This window comes from Allobosea sp. GW823-FHT01F03 (assembly GCF_058798075.1).
Map to the genome: position 1 here is coordinate 2,509,041 of NZ_CM179505.1, position 15,546 is coordinate 2,524,586.

Here is a 15,546-nt window from a genome sequence, read left to right on the forward strand (position 1 = left end):
ACCACCAGCCGCTCCGAAGGCTAGAGCAGCGTTGCCGGGTCGGCAACGCTCGTTCTGCGATTCCGATCTGGCTGAGCGCTCGGCCGGTCTCTTAAAAAAATGCCAGAGCGTGACGAGGAGCCGATCCGATGTATTCGACCCAATCCAGTCAAGACGGCAGCTACCGGTTCATTCCGGCGGTGTTCCAGTATTCCGGCGGCGTCGTGGCCGAGCCGGGCTTCCGGATCGAGAGGGCGCGCCTGTCCGCGCCGCTTCCGCTGGAGCAGGGCCTGGCGGCGATCGAAGCCCATCTGAAGCGGATCGGCCGGCCGCTGACGGCGTTCTGCTCCTGCGAGCTGCGCTCGCCCGAGCCGTTCTCCGAGGCGGGCTTTGCGGCGCTGAACAAGGTGTATGCCTCGCGGCTCGAGCAGTGGGGCCTGCTTCAGGGCAAGGTCAACCCGGTCGCGCGGACCAATATCTGCCCGGAGCTGGGCAAGCCCGAGACGGTCTCGCTGCACGCCTTCAGCTATACCGTTCCCGACGCCGCGGCGCGCCCGAGCTTCATCGTGGCCGGTAGCGGCGAGGCCCCGGAGGGCGCCGCCAGCTATGCCGAGGGCACGATCCGGCTCGGCGATGTCTCGCCCGAGGGCGTCAGGGCCAAGGCGGAATGGGTGATGGGCGAGATGGAGCGGCGCCTCGCCGGACTCGGCCGGACATGGCGGGACGCCATGACGGTCAACGTCTACACGGCGCAGGACATCCATCCGTTGCTGGCGGACGTGCTGGCCCCGGTCACGGGGAACGGCGCCGATCTGGTCTGGCATTTCTCGCGGCCGCCGGTGGCGGTGCTCGATTACGAGATGGATGTGCGCGGCCTGTCGCGAGAGATCGTGATCGATACGCAGCTCTGAAGGCCTGTCCGGGTCTCACGCGTTGCCGGAACGGGAACGCATGAGACGCGGATGCATCCTCGCAGATGGGTGGCGTCGGCGCCGCCGCGGGATCGACATGGCCAGACCGGCCTCGGCGAGGCCGCGAGGCGCTTTTTTTGTGAGTTTCTGCCCGGAGGAAATCGATGCTGCTTGATCGACGTGCGCTTCTTCTCGCAGGGCTGGCCCTGCCGAGTCTCGCCAGGGCGCAAAGCGCCTGGAAACCGACCCGGCCGGTGCGGCTCATCCTGCCGTTCACTGCCGGCACGGCGATGGACCCGGTCGCTCGTCTGGTCCAGGAGAGCCTCAAGAACGCGTTGGGTCAGAGCGTGGTGATCGAGAACATCGCCGGCGCTGCGACCGTCATCGCCGGCGCTGAGACGCTGAAATCCGCGGCCGACGGCCACACCATGCTGATGATCGCCAACAGCTTCGCGGCGAACATCACGCTGCGGACACGCACGGCGGACTGGCAGCGTGCCTTCGCCCCGCTGGTCCAGGCGACGGTGGTGCCGCATGTGCTGACGGTCGCTCCCTCGCTGAAGGTCGACTGGCAGGGCTTCCTGGCGCGCCTGCGCGATGCCGGCGCCGGAGCGAGCTATGGCTCGCCGGGAATCGGCACCTCGCCCCATCTCGGCGCCGAGCATTTCCTGCGCCTCGCCGGGGGCAAGGCCGTCCACGTCCCCTATAACGGCACGGCGCAGCTTTTCGTCGACCTCTATGCCGGCCGGATCGACTTCGCGCTCAGCAACCTGCCGGACGTCGTCCAGCCGATCGCGGAGGGCAAGCTCACAGCGCTCGCCGTCACCGCCGACAAGCGCGTGCCCGAGTTGCCGGATGTCCCGACCTTCGCGGAGCTCGGCTTGCCGGATCTTCTCTCGGATAGCTGGTTCGGCGTCGTGGTGCGCCGCGACACGCCGGCGCCGGCGCGCGAGGCACTTGAGCGCGCCTGGCTCGCCGCGCTCGCGCGGCCGGAGGTCAAGGAGCGGCTGCAGGCCCTGAGCTTCACCGTGCTGGCACGGCCCGGTGCCGAGTTCGAGGCCGTGATCGACCGCTATGTCACGACCTATGCGACGATCATCAAGGAGAACGGCATCACGGTTCAGCAATAGGCGGCGCGGCCGCCCGGGACGCGGGCGCTCAGCGGCGCCGGGCGGGCTCGATCGCCGGCAATTCGTTCCCGGCCGGTCCCGCGGGCGCCGCCGCAGCGGTCCGCTCGGCGCCGGCGGCGCGGCCGCGCAGGGAGAGCGCGACGGTCAGGCGCTCCGCCGCTTCCGGCGACATCGCGGCGAGCACATCGGACATCTTGCGCGGGTTCATCTGCTGGACGACCGGGACCATCACGTCGAGCGACAGCCGGTCGAAGACGCGGGCGGCGTCCTTGGGCTTCATCGTCTCGTACATGATCACCAGGTTCTTGATCGCCTGGCTCTCCTCGCCGTCCTTCTTCTTCGGCCCCTCGACCTTCTCCTCGAGCGTCTTCAGGTCCTCGACCCGGCCGCCCAGCTTCTTCTCGGCGTTGTCGAGCAGCTTCTCGCGCATGTCGAGCTCGCGCATGCGCGCCTCGATCTCCTCGCGGCGCTTGCTGAGGCGTTCGAGCAGGGCCCGCTCGGAGGCCGAGACGGGCTGTGCCGTCCCGTTCATCAGCCCGGCCTTGTTGCTGGGGTTGGCAGTGGCGGCGGCGTCGCGCCTCGCCTGCTCCTCGGGCGACAGCTTGGGCTCGGGCGGGTCGATGGTGCCGGTGACCATGGGGTCGAGGAAAGTGTCGGGCGCATGGGCGCGGGCGATGATCTTGGCCAGGCCCCAGACTTCCTTCTCGGCCGCGGGCTTGTCCGCCACGGCCTGCTGGCTCGCGGATGTCGGGCCGGGCGAGGGCTCCGCCGTCCAGGCGAGCAGCTTCAGCGCCAGGAGGCCCATGGCGCCGAGGATGACCGCTGGAATCAGGCGGGGCGACTGGATCACGCAGCCTGGCCCTCGAGTCGGCGCGCGGCGCGGGCGCGGATCGCGGCAGCGGCATCGGCGGCGCTCGCCATGCGCGAGACGGTCGGCGTCTCGGCGGGCTGCGGCTCGGCCTTGGGCGCGACCAGGGTGGCGGCGCCGACGATCTGGCCGATGCGGTCCATCACGCTCTGCCCGGCTTCGATCTGGGCGGCGAGGTCGGCGGCATAGCGCTCGGCCGTGCGCAGGCGCTCGGCCAGAGTGCGGTCGCAGTCGCCGAGAGTCAGCTTCAGCCCGGCAATGGCGCGCTCGGCGGTGTCGGTGGCGGCGATCAGCGCGCCGATGGTCTGTCGCATCGAGCTTTCATCGGCCTTCAGGCGTTCGATTCGCTTGGCGAGGACATAGCAGGTGATGATGGTGGCGACGAGCAGGCAGGCGACCAGCGCATCGGCGATCAAGGTGAGGGTCATGTCGGCTGGCTCCCGGCTCAGGCTGTCGGGGTGAGATGGCTGGTGTCGAAGGCTGCCATGGTGGTCTTGGAGCGCCGCAAGGGGCTGACGACCTGGACGGCGATCTTGTCGTCGACGCGGCCGATCCGGCCCTCGCTGACGATGAACTCGCCGCAGCGCAGCGAGGCGACCGCTTCGGGGCGGGCGTCGAACATCAGCGTGTCGCCGATCTCGAGCTTCATCACCCGCTTCAGCGGCATCGTGCATTCGTGCAGCACGCATTTGACCGCGACATCCGCCTGCCAGACTTCGGTGGCGAGATGGTTCTCCCAGATCGCGTCACGCCCGAGCTTCTCGCCCATGAAGCTTTCGAGCAGCAATTCGCGGATCGGCTCGATGGTGGCATAGGGCAGCAGCACATGCAGCGAACCGCCACGCCCCTCCATGTCGAAGCGCAGCTCGACGCGGATCGCGGCGTTGGCCGGGCGCGAGATCGAGACGAAGCGCGGATTCGACTCGATGCGGTCGACCTTGAAGGTCACCGGCGAGAGCGGGCGGAAAGCGGCTTCGGCATCGCCGAGCACCACGCCGATCACCCGCCGCAGCAGGTTCATCTCGATCGAGGTGAAGGGCCTGCCGTCGACGCGGGCCGCGGGCTGGCCGCGCTTGCCGCCCAGCATGGTGTCGAGAACCGAATAGGTGAGGGCGGATTCGATGGTGACGAGGCCGAAATTATCCCATTCCTCGGCCTTGAAGACGGCGAGCATCGCCGGCAGCGAGATCGAGTTGATGTAGTCGCCGAAGCGGACCGAGCGGATGCCTTCCAGCGTCACCTCGACATTGTCGCTGAACAGGTTGCGCAGGCTGGTCGAGAGCAGCCGGACCAGACGCTCGAAGATGATCTCGAGCATCGGCAGGCGTTCATAGGTGACCGAGCCGGAATCGACGATCGCCTGAATGCCGTTGCGGCCGCCCTTGCCGTCTTCTCCGATGGAGAAGCCGAGCATGGTGTCGATCTCGTCCTGAGTCATCAGGCGGTCGATATGGGCTTCCGCCTCGCTCTCGTCGGGAGCGATGTCGGGCATGGCCGCCCATTCCGCCGCCATGCCTTCCGGCGTCAGCGGAGCGTTTTCTTTGGCGGAGGCTTCGAGGTCGAGATCGTCGGTGGCCATGGACGGTGGTCGCCTTGCGGGATTCTTGCGCGGGATCGGGCTATTGGATCAGCAGTTCCTTGAAGAGCACTGCGTCGATCTTGGCCGGGTGGACCGTGACATTGACGCGTCGCAGCAGCTCTTCCTTGAGCCGGTACATGCCGGCCGAGCCTTCGAGGTCCGCGGGCCTGAGCTCGCGCATGAAGACCTGGAAGGCATCCTCGACCCGCGGCAGCAGCGGCTTGATCTGCTCCGACATCTTGGCGTCGGCGATCTCGAGCACGACCTTGATCTTGATGATCGGCTGACGGTCCTGCTGGCCGCCGGCCGAGATGCCGATCATCATGTCCTTCATCTCGACGAAGGTGACGGGCTTCTTGGCGGTAGCGGCGGCCTCGGCCGCCGCGAGCTGCTCGGCGGACGGCTTCTTCAGGAAGAAGAACCAGCCACCGCCTCCGAGCGCGAGCAGGGCGACCGCGGCGACGATCATGACGAGCTTCTTCTTGCCGGGCTTCGGCGCGGCATTCGTGCCGGCTTCGCCCTCCTCATCGCCCTTTTTCGGCTTCTTCGACATTGCGGCCCGCCTGCTTGGAAGGTGGCGCGCGCAGCCGCCGATCCCTTCAGGTGAACCTGACGAATTACGGTTAATACCTCGTTAAGACAGGCAAAATCTGCCGGGTCGTTTCTGCCGCACGGGCCGGTTCATGCCGCCGTCGGGGTCGTCGTCGATTTTCAATTATTCGTTTTATATCAGTATCTTGATTGAGATTAACCATGTTGGCACGGCGGTTGCTGACCTCTTGGCTGCGATTGCCGCGCTGGGGAGCGTCGAGGCGATCGCGGGAAAGATCGGGAGCAGGGGCCGTGGAAAACGCGCTTCTCGTCGGCCTGTCGCGCCAGATGGCTCTGGCGCGGGAGCTCGATGTCATCGCCAACAACGTGGCGAATGTCGGAACGAACGGCTTCAAGGCCCGTTCGGCGCGCTTTGCCGAGTTCATCTCGCCCGGCGCCCGCGCGGACACTTTCCCGTCTGCGGATCGCCGCCTCTCCTATGTGATCGACCGTGGCTCGCCGATCGATCTTTCCACCGGCGCGCTTGAGCGTACCGGAAACCCGCTCGACATCGCGCTCCAGGCCGACAACTACCTCGTCGTGCAGACGCCGCAGGGCGAGCGCTACACCCGCGCCGGCTCGCTCGACATCAATGCCCGCGGCCAGCTCGTCACCCAGTCCGGCCAGCCGGTGCTCGGCGATGGCGGCCCGATCGTGTTCGGCGAAAGCGAGAGCAATCCGCGCATCGCCGCCGACGGCACCGTCTCCTCCGACCAGGGCCAGCGCGGCAAGATCCGCCAGGTCCGCTTCGACAATCCCCGCGCCCTGCAGAGCGAAGGCGACAACCTGTTCTCGTCGACCGCCGCGGCCCAGGCGGCCGGTCCGCAGGCCCGGCTCGAGACCGGCGCCTTCGAGCGTTCCAACGTCAAGGCGGTGGCCGAGATGACCCGCCTCGTCGAGGTCCAGCGCGCCTATCAGAACATGTCGGCCCTGCTCGCCAAGACCGACGAGCTGCGCGGCAAGGCGATCTCGCGCCTCGCCGACCAGCAAGCCTGACGCGGAACGGAGACAAGCCCATGCGCGCCCTTCACACCGCCGCCACCGGCATGATGGCCCAGGAACTCAACGTCCAGGTCATCTCCAACAACATCGCGAACGTGCGCACCACCGGCTACAAGCGCCAGCGCGTGCACTTCCAGGACCTGCTCTACGAGCACCAGCGGCGTGCCGGCTCGGCGACCTCCGAGCAGAACACCATGGTTCCCGCAGGGATCTCGATCGGCTCGGGCGTCAAGACGGTCTCGACCGGCCGGGTGATGACCCAGGGCAACATGACACCGACCGATAAGCAGTTCGACGTCGCGCTCCGTGGCGAGGGCTTCTTCCGCATCCGCCTGCCGGACGGGCGTACCGCCTATTCGCGCGACGGCTCCTTTGATCTCGACGCCCAGGGCCAGCTCGTCACGCGCGACGGCTACCAGGTCGAGCCCGGCATCACCGTCCCGAACAATGCGACCAGCGTCAGCATCAACGCACAGGGCACCGTCGAGGCGACGATGCCCGGCCAGACGGCGCCTCAGCAGCTCGGCCAGATCCAGCTCGCCCGCTTCATCAACAAGGTCGGTCTGGAATCGCTCGGCGACAACCTGTTCATCGAGACGGCGGGCTCCGGCCCGGCGATCGACGGCGTCGGCGGCGGCGAGGGCTTCGGCACCTTGCAGCAGAACTATCTCGAGGAAGGCAATGTCCAGGCGGTCACCGAGCTGTCCTCGCTGATCGCGGCGCAGCGCGCCTATGAAATGAACTCCAAGGTGATCTCGGCGGCGGACCAGATGATGCAGTCCACCACCCAGATCATCCGCTAGAGCCAGGGAGAGACGCCATGATGCGCTCCATTCTGCTTCTCGCCGCGTTTGGCCTCGCAGCGGATGCGGCCCGGGCCGAGCCCGCCGCGCCGGTCGCAGCCCAGGTTCCTGCTACCGCTCCCGCCGGCGCCCCGCAGGCGGCCACCGGCAAGCCGCGTCTGCGGCCCGATCTGACCCTGAGCCGCGACATCGTCAGCTTCGGCGACCTGATTGCCGGGCTGTCGCCGCAGGATGGTGCCCTGCCGGCCTTCCGCGCCCCGGCGCTGGGCGAAACCGGTACGATCCAGGTCGGCCGGATCGTCGAGGCGGCGCTGAAGAACGGCATCCTGCGCGAGGCGCTCGACCTCGACAGCCAGGGCCTCGCCCAGGTCGTGGTGACGCGGGCGGCGCGCCGGATCACCGGGCAGGACATCGAGTCGGCGGTGAAGACGGCCCTGCTCGAGCGCTTCGGCTTCGATGCGCGCGCCTTCGCCCTGGTCTTCGACGGCGGTGCCCCTTCGGTCGCGGTCGAGCCGGAACTGCCCGGCGAGATGGTGGCGCTCGACCTGACCTATGACGCCCGTTCGCGGCGTGTGATCGGTCGTCTCGCCGTGCCCGGCAGCGCCGCGACCCGGCTGAAGCCGGTGCGGGTCTCCGGGCTCCTGGTCGAGACTGTGGACGTCGTGGTGCCGCTGCGCCCGATCGCGCGCGGCGAGACGCTGACCGCCGGCGACGTCATGGTCGAGCGGCGTCCGCGCGATCCCGGCACGAACGACCAGCTCAGCGAGATGCGGGCGGCGATCGGCAAGGTCGCGAGGCGCTCGCTGCTCGCCGGCGTCGCGCTGCGCGGCGGCGACGTCCAGCGCGAGGAGATCGTCGGCCGCGGCGAGATGGTGACGCTGGTCTACGAGGCGCGCGGCGTGCTGATCAGCATGCGCGCCCGGGCCAACGAGGCCGGCGCGATGGGCGATGTCATCGCCGTCACCAACCTCAATTCCAAGCGGGTGCTGCAGGGGACCGTCAGCGGGCCCGGCCGCATCAATGTCAGCCCTCCCGGCGGCGGCCATGTCGCTGCGGCGCGCTGAACCCAGGTTTTCAAAGTGCGGATCGAGATCATGACCCGAAGCAACCCGATCGCCGTCCCCGCCGTTCTCGGCCTCGCCTTGCTGCTCGGCGCCTGCGGCGCCGCCGACCGACTCGCCAATGTCGGCCAGGCCCCGGCGCTCTCGCCGATCGAGGACCCGACGGCGACCAAGGGCTACAAGCCCGTGCAGATGCCGATGCCGGCGATGGAGCATGCCTCCTACGCGCCGAACTCGCTCTGGCGCACCGGCTCGCGCGCCTTCTTCAAGGACCAGCGCGCGCGGCTCGTCGGCGACCTCGTCACGGTCAAGGTCAAGGTTACGGACCGGGCTCAGCTCGACAACACCACCAAGCGCAGCCGCAAGAACGGCGAGGATTTCGGCGCGGCCCGGATCATGGGCTTCGAGAACAAGCTCGATCGCTTCCTGCCCAATGGCTCGAGCGCCGGCGAGCTTCTCAAGCTCGATTCCGAGGGCTCGAGCGAAGGCTCGGGCTCGGTGCGCCGGGCCGAGCAGCTCGCCACCAATGTCGCCGCCGTCGTCACCCAGACCCTGCCGAACGGCAATCTGGTGATCGAGGGCAAGCAGGAGATCCGGGTCAATTTCGAGGTGCGCGAGCTGATCGTCGCCGGCGTGATCCGGCCCGAGGACATCGAATCCGACAACACCATCGAGTCGGCCAAGATCGCCCAGGCCCGCATCGCCTATGGCGGCCGCGGCCAGATCACCGATGTGCAGCAGCCGCGTTACGGCCAGCAGGTGATGGACATCCTGCTGCCCTTCTGAGGACGGCCCCCGAACCACCGAGCCGGCCATCCGAGAAAGGGACGCCGAAGCCACGATCATCGCAGACACCCGGTGCGACCAGGCGACGCTCCCCACGTCCACGCCCCGCCCCGGGCCGGCGGTCTCTCCCGAGGCCGCCGAACCTCCCGGCCGCCAGCCACGCTCCCCAAGCCAACCGGCTGGCGGTCAGAAGCCCCGCGCCCTCCCGCGCGGGGCTTTTCTCCCGCTCGATCACGTCTCCCGCTCGATCACGCTGTCCTTCGGCGGAACGCGTGCCGGAGCGGAGAATAGGGTCCCTCCAACGGTTTACGGAGCGTTTTGGCACGCCGTGTCGTCGCCGCATTCTCGCAGCAGGCTCTCGGGCAGACGATGATTTGAGGCCGAGGCCCGCCCCCGGTGTGGACACCGCCGCTTCCCTCAAGCCCGAGGCGGCAAGCAAAAGGCCCCGCAGTCGCCCGCGAGGCCTTCTGAGATCGTCATGTCCCTGCCGCGGCTCAATCGTCGCGGAAGACGCGTTCGTTGCGCTCGTGGCGTTCCTGGGCTTCGAGCGAGAGCGTCGCGATCGGGCGTGCTTCGAGCCGCTTCAAGGAGATCGGTTCGCCGGTATCTTCGCAAAAGCCATAGGTGCCTTCGTCGATGCGGGCGATGGCGGATTCAATCTTGGAGATCAGCTTGCGCTGACGGTCGCGGGCGCGCAGCTCGATGGCGCGATCGGTTTCCGAGGAGGCGCGGTCGGCGATGTCCGGATGGTTCTCGCTCTCGCTCTGCAAGGTGACCAAGGTCTCCTTGGCTTCCTTGAGGATCTCATCCTTCCAGGCCTGCAGTTTGCCGCGGAAATATTCGCGCTGCCGCTCGTTCATGAACGGCTCGGTCTCGGAAGGTTTGTAGTCGGGATCGAGGGTGGTCTGCTTCGACATGGGCAGGCTTTCTCAATTCACGCTGCTCGACGCCCCCCTCCGGCATTGCCGTCGGGCCGCCGATTTGGCGCCCTTATAACGATTGGTCTCCTTCGTAACAATCGGCTTTCGCAGAGCCGTGATTTACCCTGCAAGTAACCGTAAATTCAGCGAAATCGGTTGATCGCGGCGACAATGTCGGCCTCGACCAGCCGCGCTATCCCCAGCCTGTAGTGGCTGTGGTCGAAATAGTTGTCCGGCTCGCGATTCTCCGGCCGGTCGATCCGCCAGTCGATCAGGGCGGTGCGCGGGCGGCTCGCCGCAAGCCCGGCGAAAGCGTCGCGGCAGGCTGAATCGGCGGCTGCATCGGCACTGCCCGGCACCGGCAGGGCGCTGACGAAATTCGGCGGGCGCAGCAGCACGACCGGCGCGTCGGGCGCCTGGCGGGCGAGCAGGGCGCGCAGCGCGTCGGCGGCGGGGAAGGGGCCGGTCGCATTGCCGCCGCCGGACTGGATCGGCTCCAGCAGCCGGGCGCGGCGGGCCGGATCATTGTGGAAGCCCTGGACCTCGTAGCCTTCCTCATAGTTCCAGAAGCCGTCCGGGCGGGCACGCTGCGGTGCCTTGGCTGTCTGGTAGCGCAGCCTGCGCGGGATTTCCTCGATCACGTCGAAGCGCATCAGCCCGGCGAGATAGGCGGCGGGCGAGCGCTCGAACAGCCAGAAGGGGAAGGGTTTCTCGACCGGTAGGCTGGCATCGGGCGTGCACCATCGGACATCGATGCCGATCACCAGCGCCCTGGCCGGCTCCTTGCGATGGCGCAGGAACCAGTCGAGCAGCACGAGGGATTCGCGCGGGCCGGTGGCAGGGGCGATCAGCGAGACGAAGGCGATGCCGGTCTGCTGCTTCAGCGCTTCCGGCGAGACGAGCTGGATATGGGAGTTGCCGAAGATCGCGCCCGAGAATTGCGGATCGCGGCCGCGGCTGGCGGCGGCGGTGCGTGGGCCCTGCGGGCTGACGCCGGGTTTCAGCTTGAGGGGCGAGCGGCCGCTGTCATAGGGATCGACCAGGAAGGCGAACGCCAGCAGCGCCAGAGCGAGCCCGGCCGCGGCCAGCGCGAAGGTCGCGGCAAAGCCGCGCCAGCGCGTCTCAGAACTGGAAGTAGATGAACTCATAATTGGCGTCGTCGCCGATCTTGAACAGCACCAGCACGAAGAGGACCGCGGCCGCGACGGCGAGCCAGCGGGCCGGGGGCAACTTCCAGGACAGCGCCCAGGCGGTCGGCCCGATGATCGCCACCGCGGCGGCCGGCAGCAGGGCCCGCCATTTGAAGCCGCCGCCCCACGGGCCGAAGCCGAACAGTCCCTTGTAGATGGCGAGGGCCGCGTCGAAGGAGGTGGCGCGGAACAGCACCCAGCAGAGCGCGACGAAGAGGAAGGTCAGCACCCAGCCGAGGAGATCGGGCATCGACAGCCCGGCGCGGCGCCAGAGCACGCCGACGGCCAGCGCGACGCCATGGGCGGCGCCCCAGGCAACGAAATTCAGTCCGGCACCGTGCCAGAGCCCGCCGAGCGCCATGGTGGCGAACAGGGCCCAGAGCTGCAGCGGCAGGCCATGGCGCGAACCGCCGAGCGGAATGTAGAGATAGTCGCGTAGGAAACGCGACAGCGTCATGTGCCAGCGGCGCCAGAAATCCTGCAGGCTGACGGCGCGATAGGGCGTGTCGAAATTCTGCGGCAGCACGATGCCGAAGAGCAGCGCCAGGCCGAGCGCCATGTCGGTATAGCCGGAGAAGTCGAAATAGATCTGGAAGGTGAAGGCGAGGGTCGCCTGCCAGGCTTCACCGAGGGCGATCGCCTTGCCCTGCGCCGCGGCGGCGAAGACCGGATTGGCGTATTCCGCCAGCGGGTCGCCGAGCAGGACCTTCTTGGCGAGGCCGATGGTGAGCAGGATCAGGCCGCGGGCGATGCGCTCGGCCGCGTCGGAGCGCAGATAGGGGCGCTCGTCGAACTGGTGCATGATCTCGCGCCAGCGCACCAGCGGCCCGGCCAGCACCTGCGGGAAGAAGGCGATGTAGAGGGCATAGCGCACCAGATCATAGCGCGGCGCCTCGCCGCGGCGCAGATCGGTCAGATACATCACATGGTGGAAGGTGAAGAAGGAGATGCCGAGCGGCAGGGCCAGATCGAGCTTCGGCGCCGGCAATCCCGGAATCATGCCAGCCAGATCGGCGAAGAAGTTGAAGTATTTGAACACCGCCAGCACGGCGAGGTTCGCGACGATGGCGAGCGTGATCAGCGCGCCGGCCTTGGTCTTCTGGAAGGCTTCGGCGATCAGCCAGTTGAGCAGGATCGAGAAGCCGAGCAGCGGCACGAAGCGCCAGTCCCAATAGCCGTAGAAGGCGAAGGACAGCCCGGCCAGCAAGGGCAGCCGCCAGGCCGGCGCGAAACGCTCGACCAGCCAGTGCAGGGCGAGGGCCAGCGGCAGGAAGCCGAGCAGGAAGATGAAGGAGTTGAACAGCATCGGGCGGGCGAGGGCGGCAGGAGAGGGCCGCCTTAGACGATTATCGCCGCGCTGTCATGGTCGGGGGCGAAGGCAGGTTGCCGCTGTTCGGACCTTGCTTGCGTTCCTACCTGCGCTAGCTGGGTGTCGATCGACCGGGAATCCCTCATCCCTCATCCTGAGGAGTGCTCCGCAGGAGCACGTCTCGAAGGATGCTCCAGTTGGCTCCGGAGCTCCCTGAAGCGTCCTTCGAGACGCCGCTACGCGGCTCCTCAGGACGAGGGCTGAGAAACGTCCAGACGCCGCTCAGATATTGTCGCCGCGCAGGGCCTCGCAGACCGCGTCCGTCACCTCTCTCGTCGTCGCCTTGCCACCGAGATCGGGCGTGTGCAGGGCCGGGTCGGCGGTGACGCGCTCGACGGCGCGCATCAGCCGGGCCGCCGCGGCCTTTTCGCCGAGATGTTCGAGCATCATCGCGCCGGTCCAGAAGGTCGCGACCGGGTTGGCGATGCCCTTGCCGGTGATGTCGAAGGCGGAACCGTGGATCGGCTCGAACATGGAGGGCGTCCTGCGCTCCGGATTGAGATTCGCGGTCGGCGCGATGCCGAGCGAGCCGGCCAGCGCCGCGGCGAGGTCGGAGAGGATATCGGCATGGAGATTGGTCGCGACGATGGTGTCGAGCGTCTCCGGCTTCAGCGTCATGCGCATGGTCATCGCGTCGACCAGCATCTTGTCCCAGATCACATCCGGAAACTCGCGCGCGACTTCGGCGGCGATCTCGTCCCACATCACCATGCCGTGGCGCTGGGCGTTCGACTTGGTGACGACGGTCAGGAGCTTGCGCGGCCGCGCGCGGGCGATCCCGAAGGCGTAGCGGATGATGCGCGTGACGCCGGCGCGGGTGAACATCGAGACATCGGTCGCGACTTCCTCGGGCAGGCCCTTGTGCACGCGGCCACCGACACCGGAATACTCACCTTCCGAGTTCTCGCGCACGATCACCCAGTCGAGCTCCGGGCCGGAGACATGGCGCAGCGGGCTGACGATGCCGGGCAGGATCCGGGTCGGGCGGACATTCGCGTATTGGTCGAGCGGCTGGCAGATGGCGAGCCTGAGGCCCCAGAGCGTCAGATGATCGGGAATGTCGGGGGCGCCGACCGCGCCGAAATAGATCGCGTCGAAGGCACGCAGCTGGTCGGCGCCATCGGCCGGCATCATCACGCCATGCTTGCGATAGTAATCGGAGCCCCAGTCGAAGGAGCGGACATCGAGGCTGAAGCCGCCATCGCGTTCGGCACAGACCTCCAGGGCCTGGAGCCCGGCGGCGATGACCTCGGGGCCGATGCCGTCCCCTCCAATGGCGGCGATCCTGTGCGTGCGCATGCTCTTCGTCCGATGCTCTGGTGCTGCTGTGGTGAGGAGGCGGCGCCGGATGCGGGCGCCGCCCTGGTGGTTACTGTGCCGTCACGCCGGCATTGCGAATGACCGGCACCCATTTCTCGATTTCGCTGCGGACGAGCTCGCCGAGTGCGGCCGGGGTCTGGCCGGCCTCGTCCGGCAGTTCGGCGCCGAGATCGAGGAAGCGCTTGCGCGTGGTCGGGTCGTTGAGGGCGGCGCGGGCAGCGGCGTTCAACCGGTCGACGATCTCCTTCGGCGTGCCCTTGGGGGCGAACATCGCGTTCCAGCCGGTGGCCTGGAATTGCGGCAGGCCCTGTTCGGCGGCGGTCGGCACGTCGGGGATGACGGCGAGCCGGTCCTTGACCGCGACGACGAGGCCCTTGCCCTCCTTCGCCTGCACGGTGGGAACGATGGCGACCGTCTGGTCGCAGACATAATCGACCTGGCCGCCGAGCAGCGCGTTCAGCGCCGGGCCCGAGCCGCGGAAGGGGACATGCGAGGGCTTGGTGCCGAGCAGCGAGTCGAGGAAGAGGCAGGTCAGATGCGAGGTCGAGCCGACGCCGCCGGAGCCGTAATTCAGCTTCGCGGCGTTCTCCTTGAGATAGGCGACGAACTCGCGGAAATCCTTGACCGGCAGGTCCTTCTTGGCAACCACCAGCATCGGCGTCGAGGCCGAGTTCATGATCGGCTCGAAATCGGTGCGCGGATCATAAGCGAGCCTGGGATAGAGCCCGACGCTCGCAGCCTGCGTGCCGAGATTGCCCATCAGCAGCGTGTAGCCGTCGGGCGTCGCCTTGGCGACGCGGGTCGCGCCGGTGGTGCCGCCGGCGCCGGCGACGTTCTCGACGACGATCGACTGACCGAGCGTGCGGCTCATATGGTCCGCCATCATCCGGGCGACGATGTCGGTGGTGCCGCCGGCCGCGAAGGGCACGACCATGGTGATCGAGCGCGTGGGATAGCCGGGCTGGGCCAGCGCCGGCATCGTCGCCGCGAGCCCGAGTGTCAGTGCGAGCAGCATTCGCTTCATTGCTTTTCCTCCCTGTGCCGGCGCCGTTCGCCGGCGCCTCGACTGCCCTTCCATTTGTGTTCCATGGAAGTTTGCATGCGTTCAGCGTTTCCGGTCAGGGTCGCCTTGTCAAGCTTCCATTCTTGCTTCCATGCAAGCGATCGGCCATGCTCGGACGGTGTTGGAGGTGGCCATGGCCGAGCTTGCGCGGGCGGAAATTGCGGGGGGCGGGGCCAGACGCGGCTCGCTGGTCGACGAGGCCTATGCCGCGCTGAAGCAGGCGATCCGCGACACCGTCTTCGCCCCGGGCTATCAGGGCTCGGAGCAGGAGATCGCGGTGCGGCTCGGGATGAGCCGGACCCCGGTGCACGAGGCGATCATCCGCCTGCAGGAGGACGGGCTGGTGCGGGTGCTGCCGAAGCGCGGCGTGCTGATCTGCCCGCTGGCCCCGCAGGACATCCGCGAGATCTACGAGGTCGTCATCGCGGTCGAGTCGATGGCGGCGGAGCTGCTGACGGCGCTGCCGGACCAGGATCGCGCGGCGGTGGCCGACGAGCTCGAGGCCGCGACGGCGGCGATGGAGCAGGCACTGGCGGCGGAGGATCTCGCCGGCTGGGCCGAGGCCGACGAACTGTTCCACCGCCTGCTGGTCGAGCGCTGCGGCAATGGCCGCCTGCGCCGCATCGCCCAGACGGTGACGGACCAGGCCCATCGCGCCCGCATGCTGACCCTGAGGCTGCGGGCCCGGCCGGTCGGCTCGGCACAGGCGCATCGGCTGATCGGCGAGGCGGTGAGGGCCGGCGACGCCGAGGCGGCGCATCGGCTCGCCCGTGCTCACCGCGTTGCGGCGCGCGACGAGCTCGTCCCCCTGATCGAGCATATCGGTCTGCGCCAGCTCTGAGCCGCGCCCGGTGCGGCTGCAGGAGCGTCATGCGCCTGCGGGCTGCTTAAGCAGCCGCAGATCGAGATGGAGACGCTGGAGGAGCGCGCACGGCCGGCGGGGCAGGGCGCCGCGGCTGGGCAGTGGCTCCTCG

The 15,546-nt window shown here is 68.2% G+C and carries 16 protein-coding genes; 7 read left to right on the forward strand and 9 right to left on the reverse strand.

Annotation, left to right across the window (positions count from 1 at the left end; genetic code table 11):
- Positions 1 to 128 precede the first annotated feature (128 nt).
- Together cnbZ and AC3RCC_RS11940 are read left to right on the forward strand one after the other, a co-directional pair.
- Positions 129 to 890, forward strand: a complete 762-nt coding sequence (gene cnbZ / locus AC3RCC_RS11935) for a 2-amino-5-chloromuconate deaminase CnbZ (RefSeq protein ID WP_492258531.1) — start codon at positions 129 to 131, stop codon at positions 888 to 890.
- 164 nt (positions 891 to 1,054) lie between these two features.
- Positions 1,055 to 2,020 carry a Bug family tripartite tricarboxylate transporter substrate binding protein gene (locus AC3RCC_RS11940; RefSeq protein WP_291634419.1) on the forward strand — a complete coding sequence of 322 codons (966 nt, stop codon included), beginning with the start codon at positions 1,055 to 1,057 and terminating at the stop codon, positions 2,018 to 2,020.
- A 28-nt stretch (positions 2,021 to 2,048) separates the two neighbouring features.
- Here AC3RCC_RS11940 and AC3RCC_RS11945 read toward each other — a convergent pair whose 3' ends face one another.
- The 4 genes from AC3RCC_RS11945 to fliL are packed head-to-tail and all read right to left on the reverse strand — an operon-like array spanning position 2,049 to position 5,020.
- The gene (locus AC3RCC_RS11945; RefSeq protein ID WP_492258532.1) at positions 2,049 to 2,870 is read right to left on the reverse strand and encodes a MotE family protein; all 822 of its coding nucleotides are present in this window, start codon (positions 2,868 to 2,870) and stop codon (positions 2,049 to 2,051) included.
- The gene (locus AC3RCC_RS11950; protein ID WP_291634423.1) at positions 2,867 to 3,316 is read right to left on the reverse strand and encodes a DUF6468 domain-containing protein; all 450 of its coding nucleotides are present in this window, start codon (positions 3,314 to 3,316) and stop codon (positions 2,867 to 2,869) included. Before AC3RCC_RS11950 ends, AC3RCC_RS11945 begins: the two co-directional genes overlap by 4 nt.
- 17 nt (positions 3,317 to 3,333) lie before the next feature.
- Positions 3,334 to 4,467, reverse strand: a complete 1,134-nt coding sequence (gene fliM, locus AC3RCC_RS11955) for a flagellar motor switch protein FliM (RefSeq protein WP_452117930.1) — start codon at positions 4,465 to 4,467, stop codon at positions 3,334 to 3,336.
- 40 nt (positions 4,468 to 4,507) lie between these two features.
- Complete coding sequence (gene fliL / locus AC3RCC_RS11960) at positions 4,508 to 5,020, reverse strand: flagellar basal body-associated protein FliL (protein ID WP_291634426.1); 513 nt, start codon at positions 5,018 to 5,020, stop codon at positions 4,508 to 4,510.
- Positions 5,021 to 5,310: 290 nt separating this feature from the next.
- On the opposite strand from fliL, the gene flgF reads away from it, so the two are divergent.
- Genes flgF through flgH form a run of 4 tightly spaced genes read left to right on the forward strand, consistent with a single transcriptional unit; the run spans position 5,311 to position 8,710 of the window.
- Positions 5,311 to 6,054: a flagellar basal-body rod protein FlgF gene (flgF, locus tag AC3RCC_RS11965; RefSeq protein WP_492258533.1), complete on the forward strand. Its 744-nt coding sequence runs from the start codon at positions 5,311 to 5,313 to the stop codon at positions 6,052 to 6,054.
- A gap of 20 nt (positions 6,055 to 6,074) precedes the next feature.
- Positions 6,075 to 6,863 (forward strand): flagellar basal-body rod protein FlgG, encoded by a 789-nt coding sequence (gene flgG, locus AC3RCC_RS11970; protein WP_291646728.1) that lies wholly within the window; start codon positions 6,075 to 6,077, stop codon positions 6,861 to 6,863.
- 17 nt (positions 6,864 to 6,880) lie between these two features.
- Complete coding sequence (gene flgA, locus AC3RCC_RS11975; protein ID WP_492258534.1) at positions 6,881 to 7,927, forward strand: flagellar basal body P-ring formation chaperone FlgA; 1,047 nt, start codon at positions 6,881 to 6,883, stop codon at positions 7,925 to 7,927.
- A gap of 30 nt (positions 7,928 to 7,957) precedes the next feature.
- Complete coding sequence (gene flgH, locus AC3RCC_RS11980) at positions 7,958 to 8,710, forward strand: flagellar basal body L-ring protein FlgH (protein ID WP_291646724.1); 753 nt, start codon at positions 7,958 to 7,960, stop codon at positions 8,708 to 8,710.
- A 494-nt stretch (positions 8,711 to 9,204) separates the two neighbouring features.
- Here the strand turns inward: flgH and dksA are convergent, their stop codons facing one another.
- The 5 genes from dksA to AC3RCC_RS12005 form a co-directional block, all read right to left on the reverse strand.
- Positions 9,205 to 9,627, reverse strand: coding sequence for an RNA polymerase-binding protein DksA (gene dksA / locus AC3RCC_RS11985; RefSeq protein ID WP_291641819.1), 423 nt, complete (start codon positions 9,625 to 9,627; stop codon positions 9,205 to 9,207).
- 146 nt (positions 9,628 to 9,773) lie between these two features.
- Complete coding sequence (locus AC3RCC_RS11990) at positions 9,774 to 10,778, reverse strand: hypothetical protein (protein WP_492258535.1); 1,005 nt, start codon at positions 10,776 to 10,778, stop codon at positions 9,774 to 9,776.
- On the reverse strand, positions 10,753 to 12,126 hold the full coding sequence (locus AC3RCC_RS11995; RefSeq protein ID WP_492258536.1) for an MBOAT family O-acyltransferase: 1,374 nt from the start codon (positions 12,124 to 12,126) through the stop codon (positions 10,753 to 10,755). Before AC3RCC_RS11995 ends, AC3RCC_RS11990 begins: the two co-directional genes overlap by 26 nt.
- 285 nt (positions 12,127 to 12,411) lie before the next feature.
- A complete protein-coding gene (locus tag AC3RCC_RS12000; RefSeq protein ID WP_492258537.1) occupies positions 12,412 to 13,488 on the reverse strand; it encodes a tartrate dehydrogenase in 1,077 nt (358 codons plus the stop codon).
- Between the two features lie 70 nt (positions 13,489 to 13,558).
- Positions 13,559 to 14,533, reverse strand: coding sequence for a tripartite tricarboxylate transporter substrate-binding protein (locus AC3RCC_RS12005; protein WP_492258538.1), 975 nt, complete (start codon positions 14,531 to 14,533; stop codon positions 13,559 to 13,561).
- 172 nt (positions 14,534 to 14,705) lie between these two features.
- Here AC3RCC_RS12005 and AC3RCC_RS12010 point away from each other — a divergent pair, with 172 nt between their 5' ends.
- Positions 14,706 to 15,413, forward strand: coding sequence for a GntR family transcriptional regulator (locus tag AC3RCC_RS12010; RefSeq protein WP_291646716.1), 708 nt, complete (start codon positions 14,706 to 14,708; stop codon positions 15,411 to 15,413).
- Positions 15,414 to 15,546 lie beyond the last annotated feature (133 nt).

Bases quoted from the DNA above. Each gene is read 5' to 3' on its own strand.
- dksA (WP_291641819.1), bottom strand. From the start codon at position 9,627: ATGTCGAAGCAGACCACCCTCGATCCCGACTACAAACCTTCCGAGACC.
- cnbZ (WP_492258531.1), top strand. From the start codon at position 129: ATGTATTCGACCCAATCCAGTCAAGACGGCAGCTACCGGTTCATTCCG.
- flgA (WP_492258534.1), top strand. From the start codon at position 6,881: ATGATGCGCTCCATTCTGCTTCTCGCCGCGTTTGGCCTCGCAGCGGAT.
- AC3RCC_RS11990 (WP_492258535.1), bottom strand. From the start codon at position 10,778: ATGAGTTCATCTACTTCCAGTTCTGAGACGCGCTGGCGCGGCTTTGCC.
- AC3RCC_RS11940 (WP_291634419.1), top strand. From the start codon at position 1,055: ATGCTGCTTGATCGACGTGCGCTTCTTCTCGCAGGGCTGGCCCTGCCG.
- AC3RCC_RS11995 (WP_492258536.1), bottom strand. From the start codon at position 12,126: ATGCTGTTCAACTCCTTCATCTTCCTGCTCGGCTTCCTGCCGCTGGCC.
- flgG (WP_291646728.1), top strand. From the start codon at position 6,075: ATGCGCGCCCTTCACACCGCCGCCACCGGCATGATGGCCCAGGAACTC.
- fliM (WP_452117930.1), bottom strand. From the start codon at position 4,467: ATGGCCACCGACGATCTCGACCTCGAAGCCTCCGCCAAAGAAAACGCT.
- AC3RCC_RS12000 (WP_492258537.1), bottom strand. From the start codon at position 13,488: ATGCGCACGCACAGGATCGCCGCCATTGGAGGGGACGGCATCGGCCCC.
- AC3RCC_RS12010 (WP_291646716.1), top strand. From the start codon at position 14,706: ATGGCCGAGCTTGCGCGGGCGGAAATTGCGGGGGGCGGGGCCAGACGC.
- AC3RCC_RS11950 (WP_291634423.1), bottom strand. From the start codon at position 3,316: ATGACCCTCACCTTGATCGCCGATGCGCTGGTCGCCTGCCTGCTCGTC.
- fliL (WP_291634426.1), bottom strand. From the start codon at position 5,020: ATGTCGAAGAAGCCGAAAAAGGGCGATGAGGAGGGCGAAGCCGGCACG.
- flgH (WP_291646724.1), top strand. From the start codon at position 7,958: ATGACCCGAAGCAACCCGATCGCCGTCCCCGCCGTTCTCGGCCTCGCC.
- AC3RCC_RS12005 (WP_492258538.1), bottom strand. From the start codon at position 14,533: ATGAAGCGAATGCTGCTCGCACTGACACTCGGGCTCGCGGCGACGATG.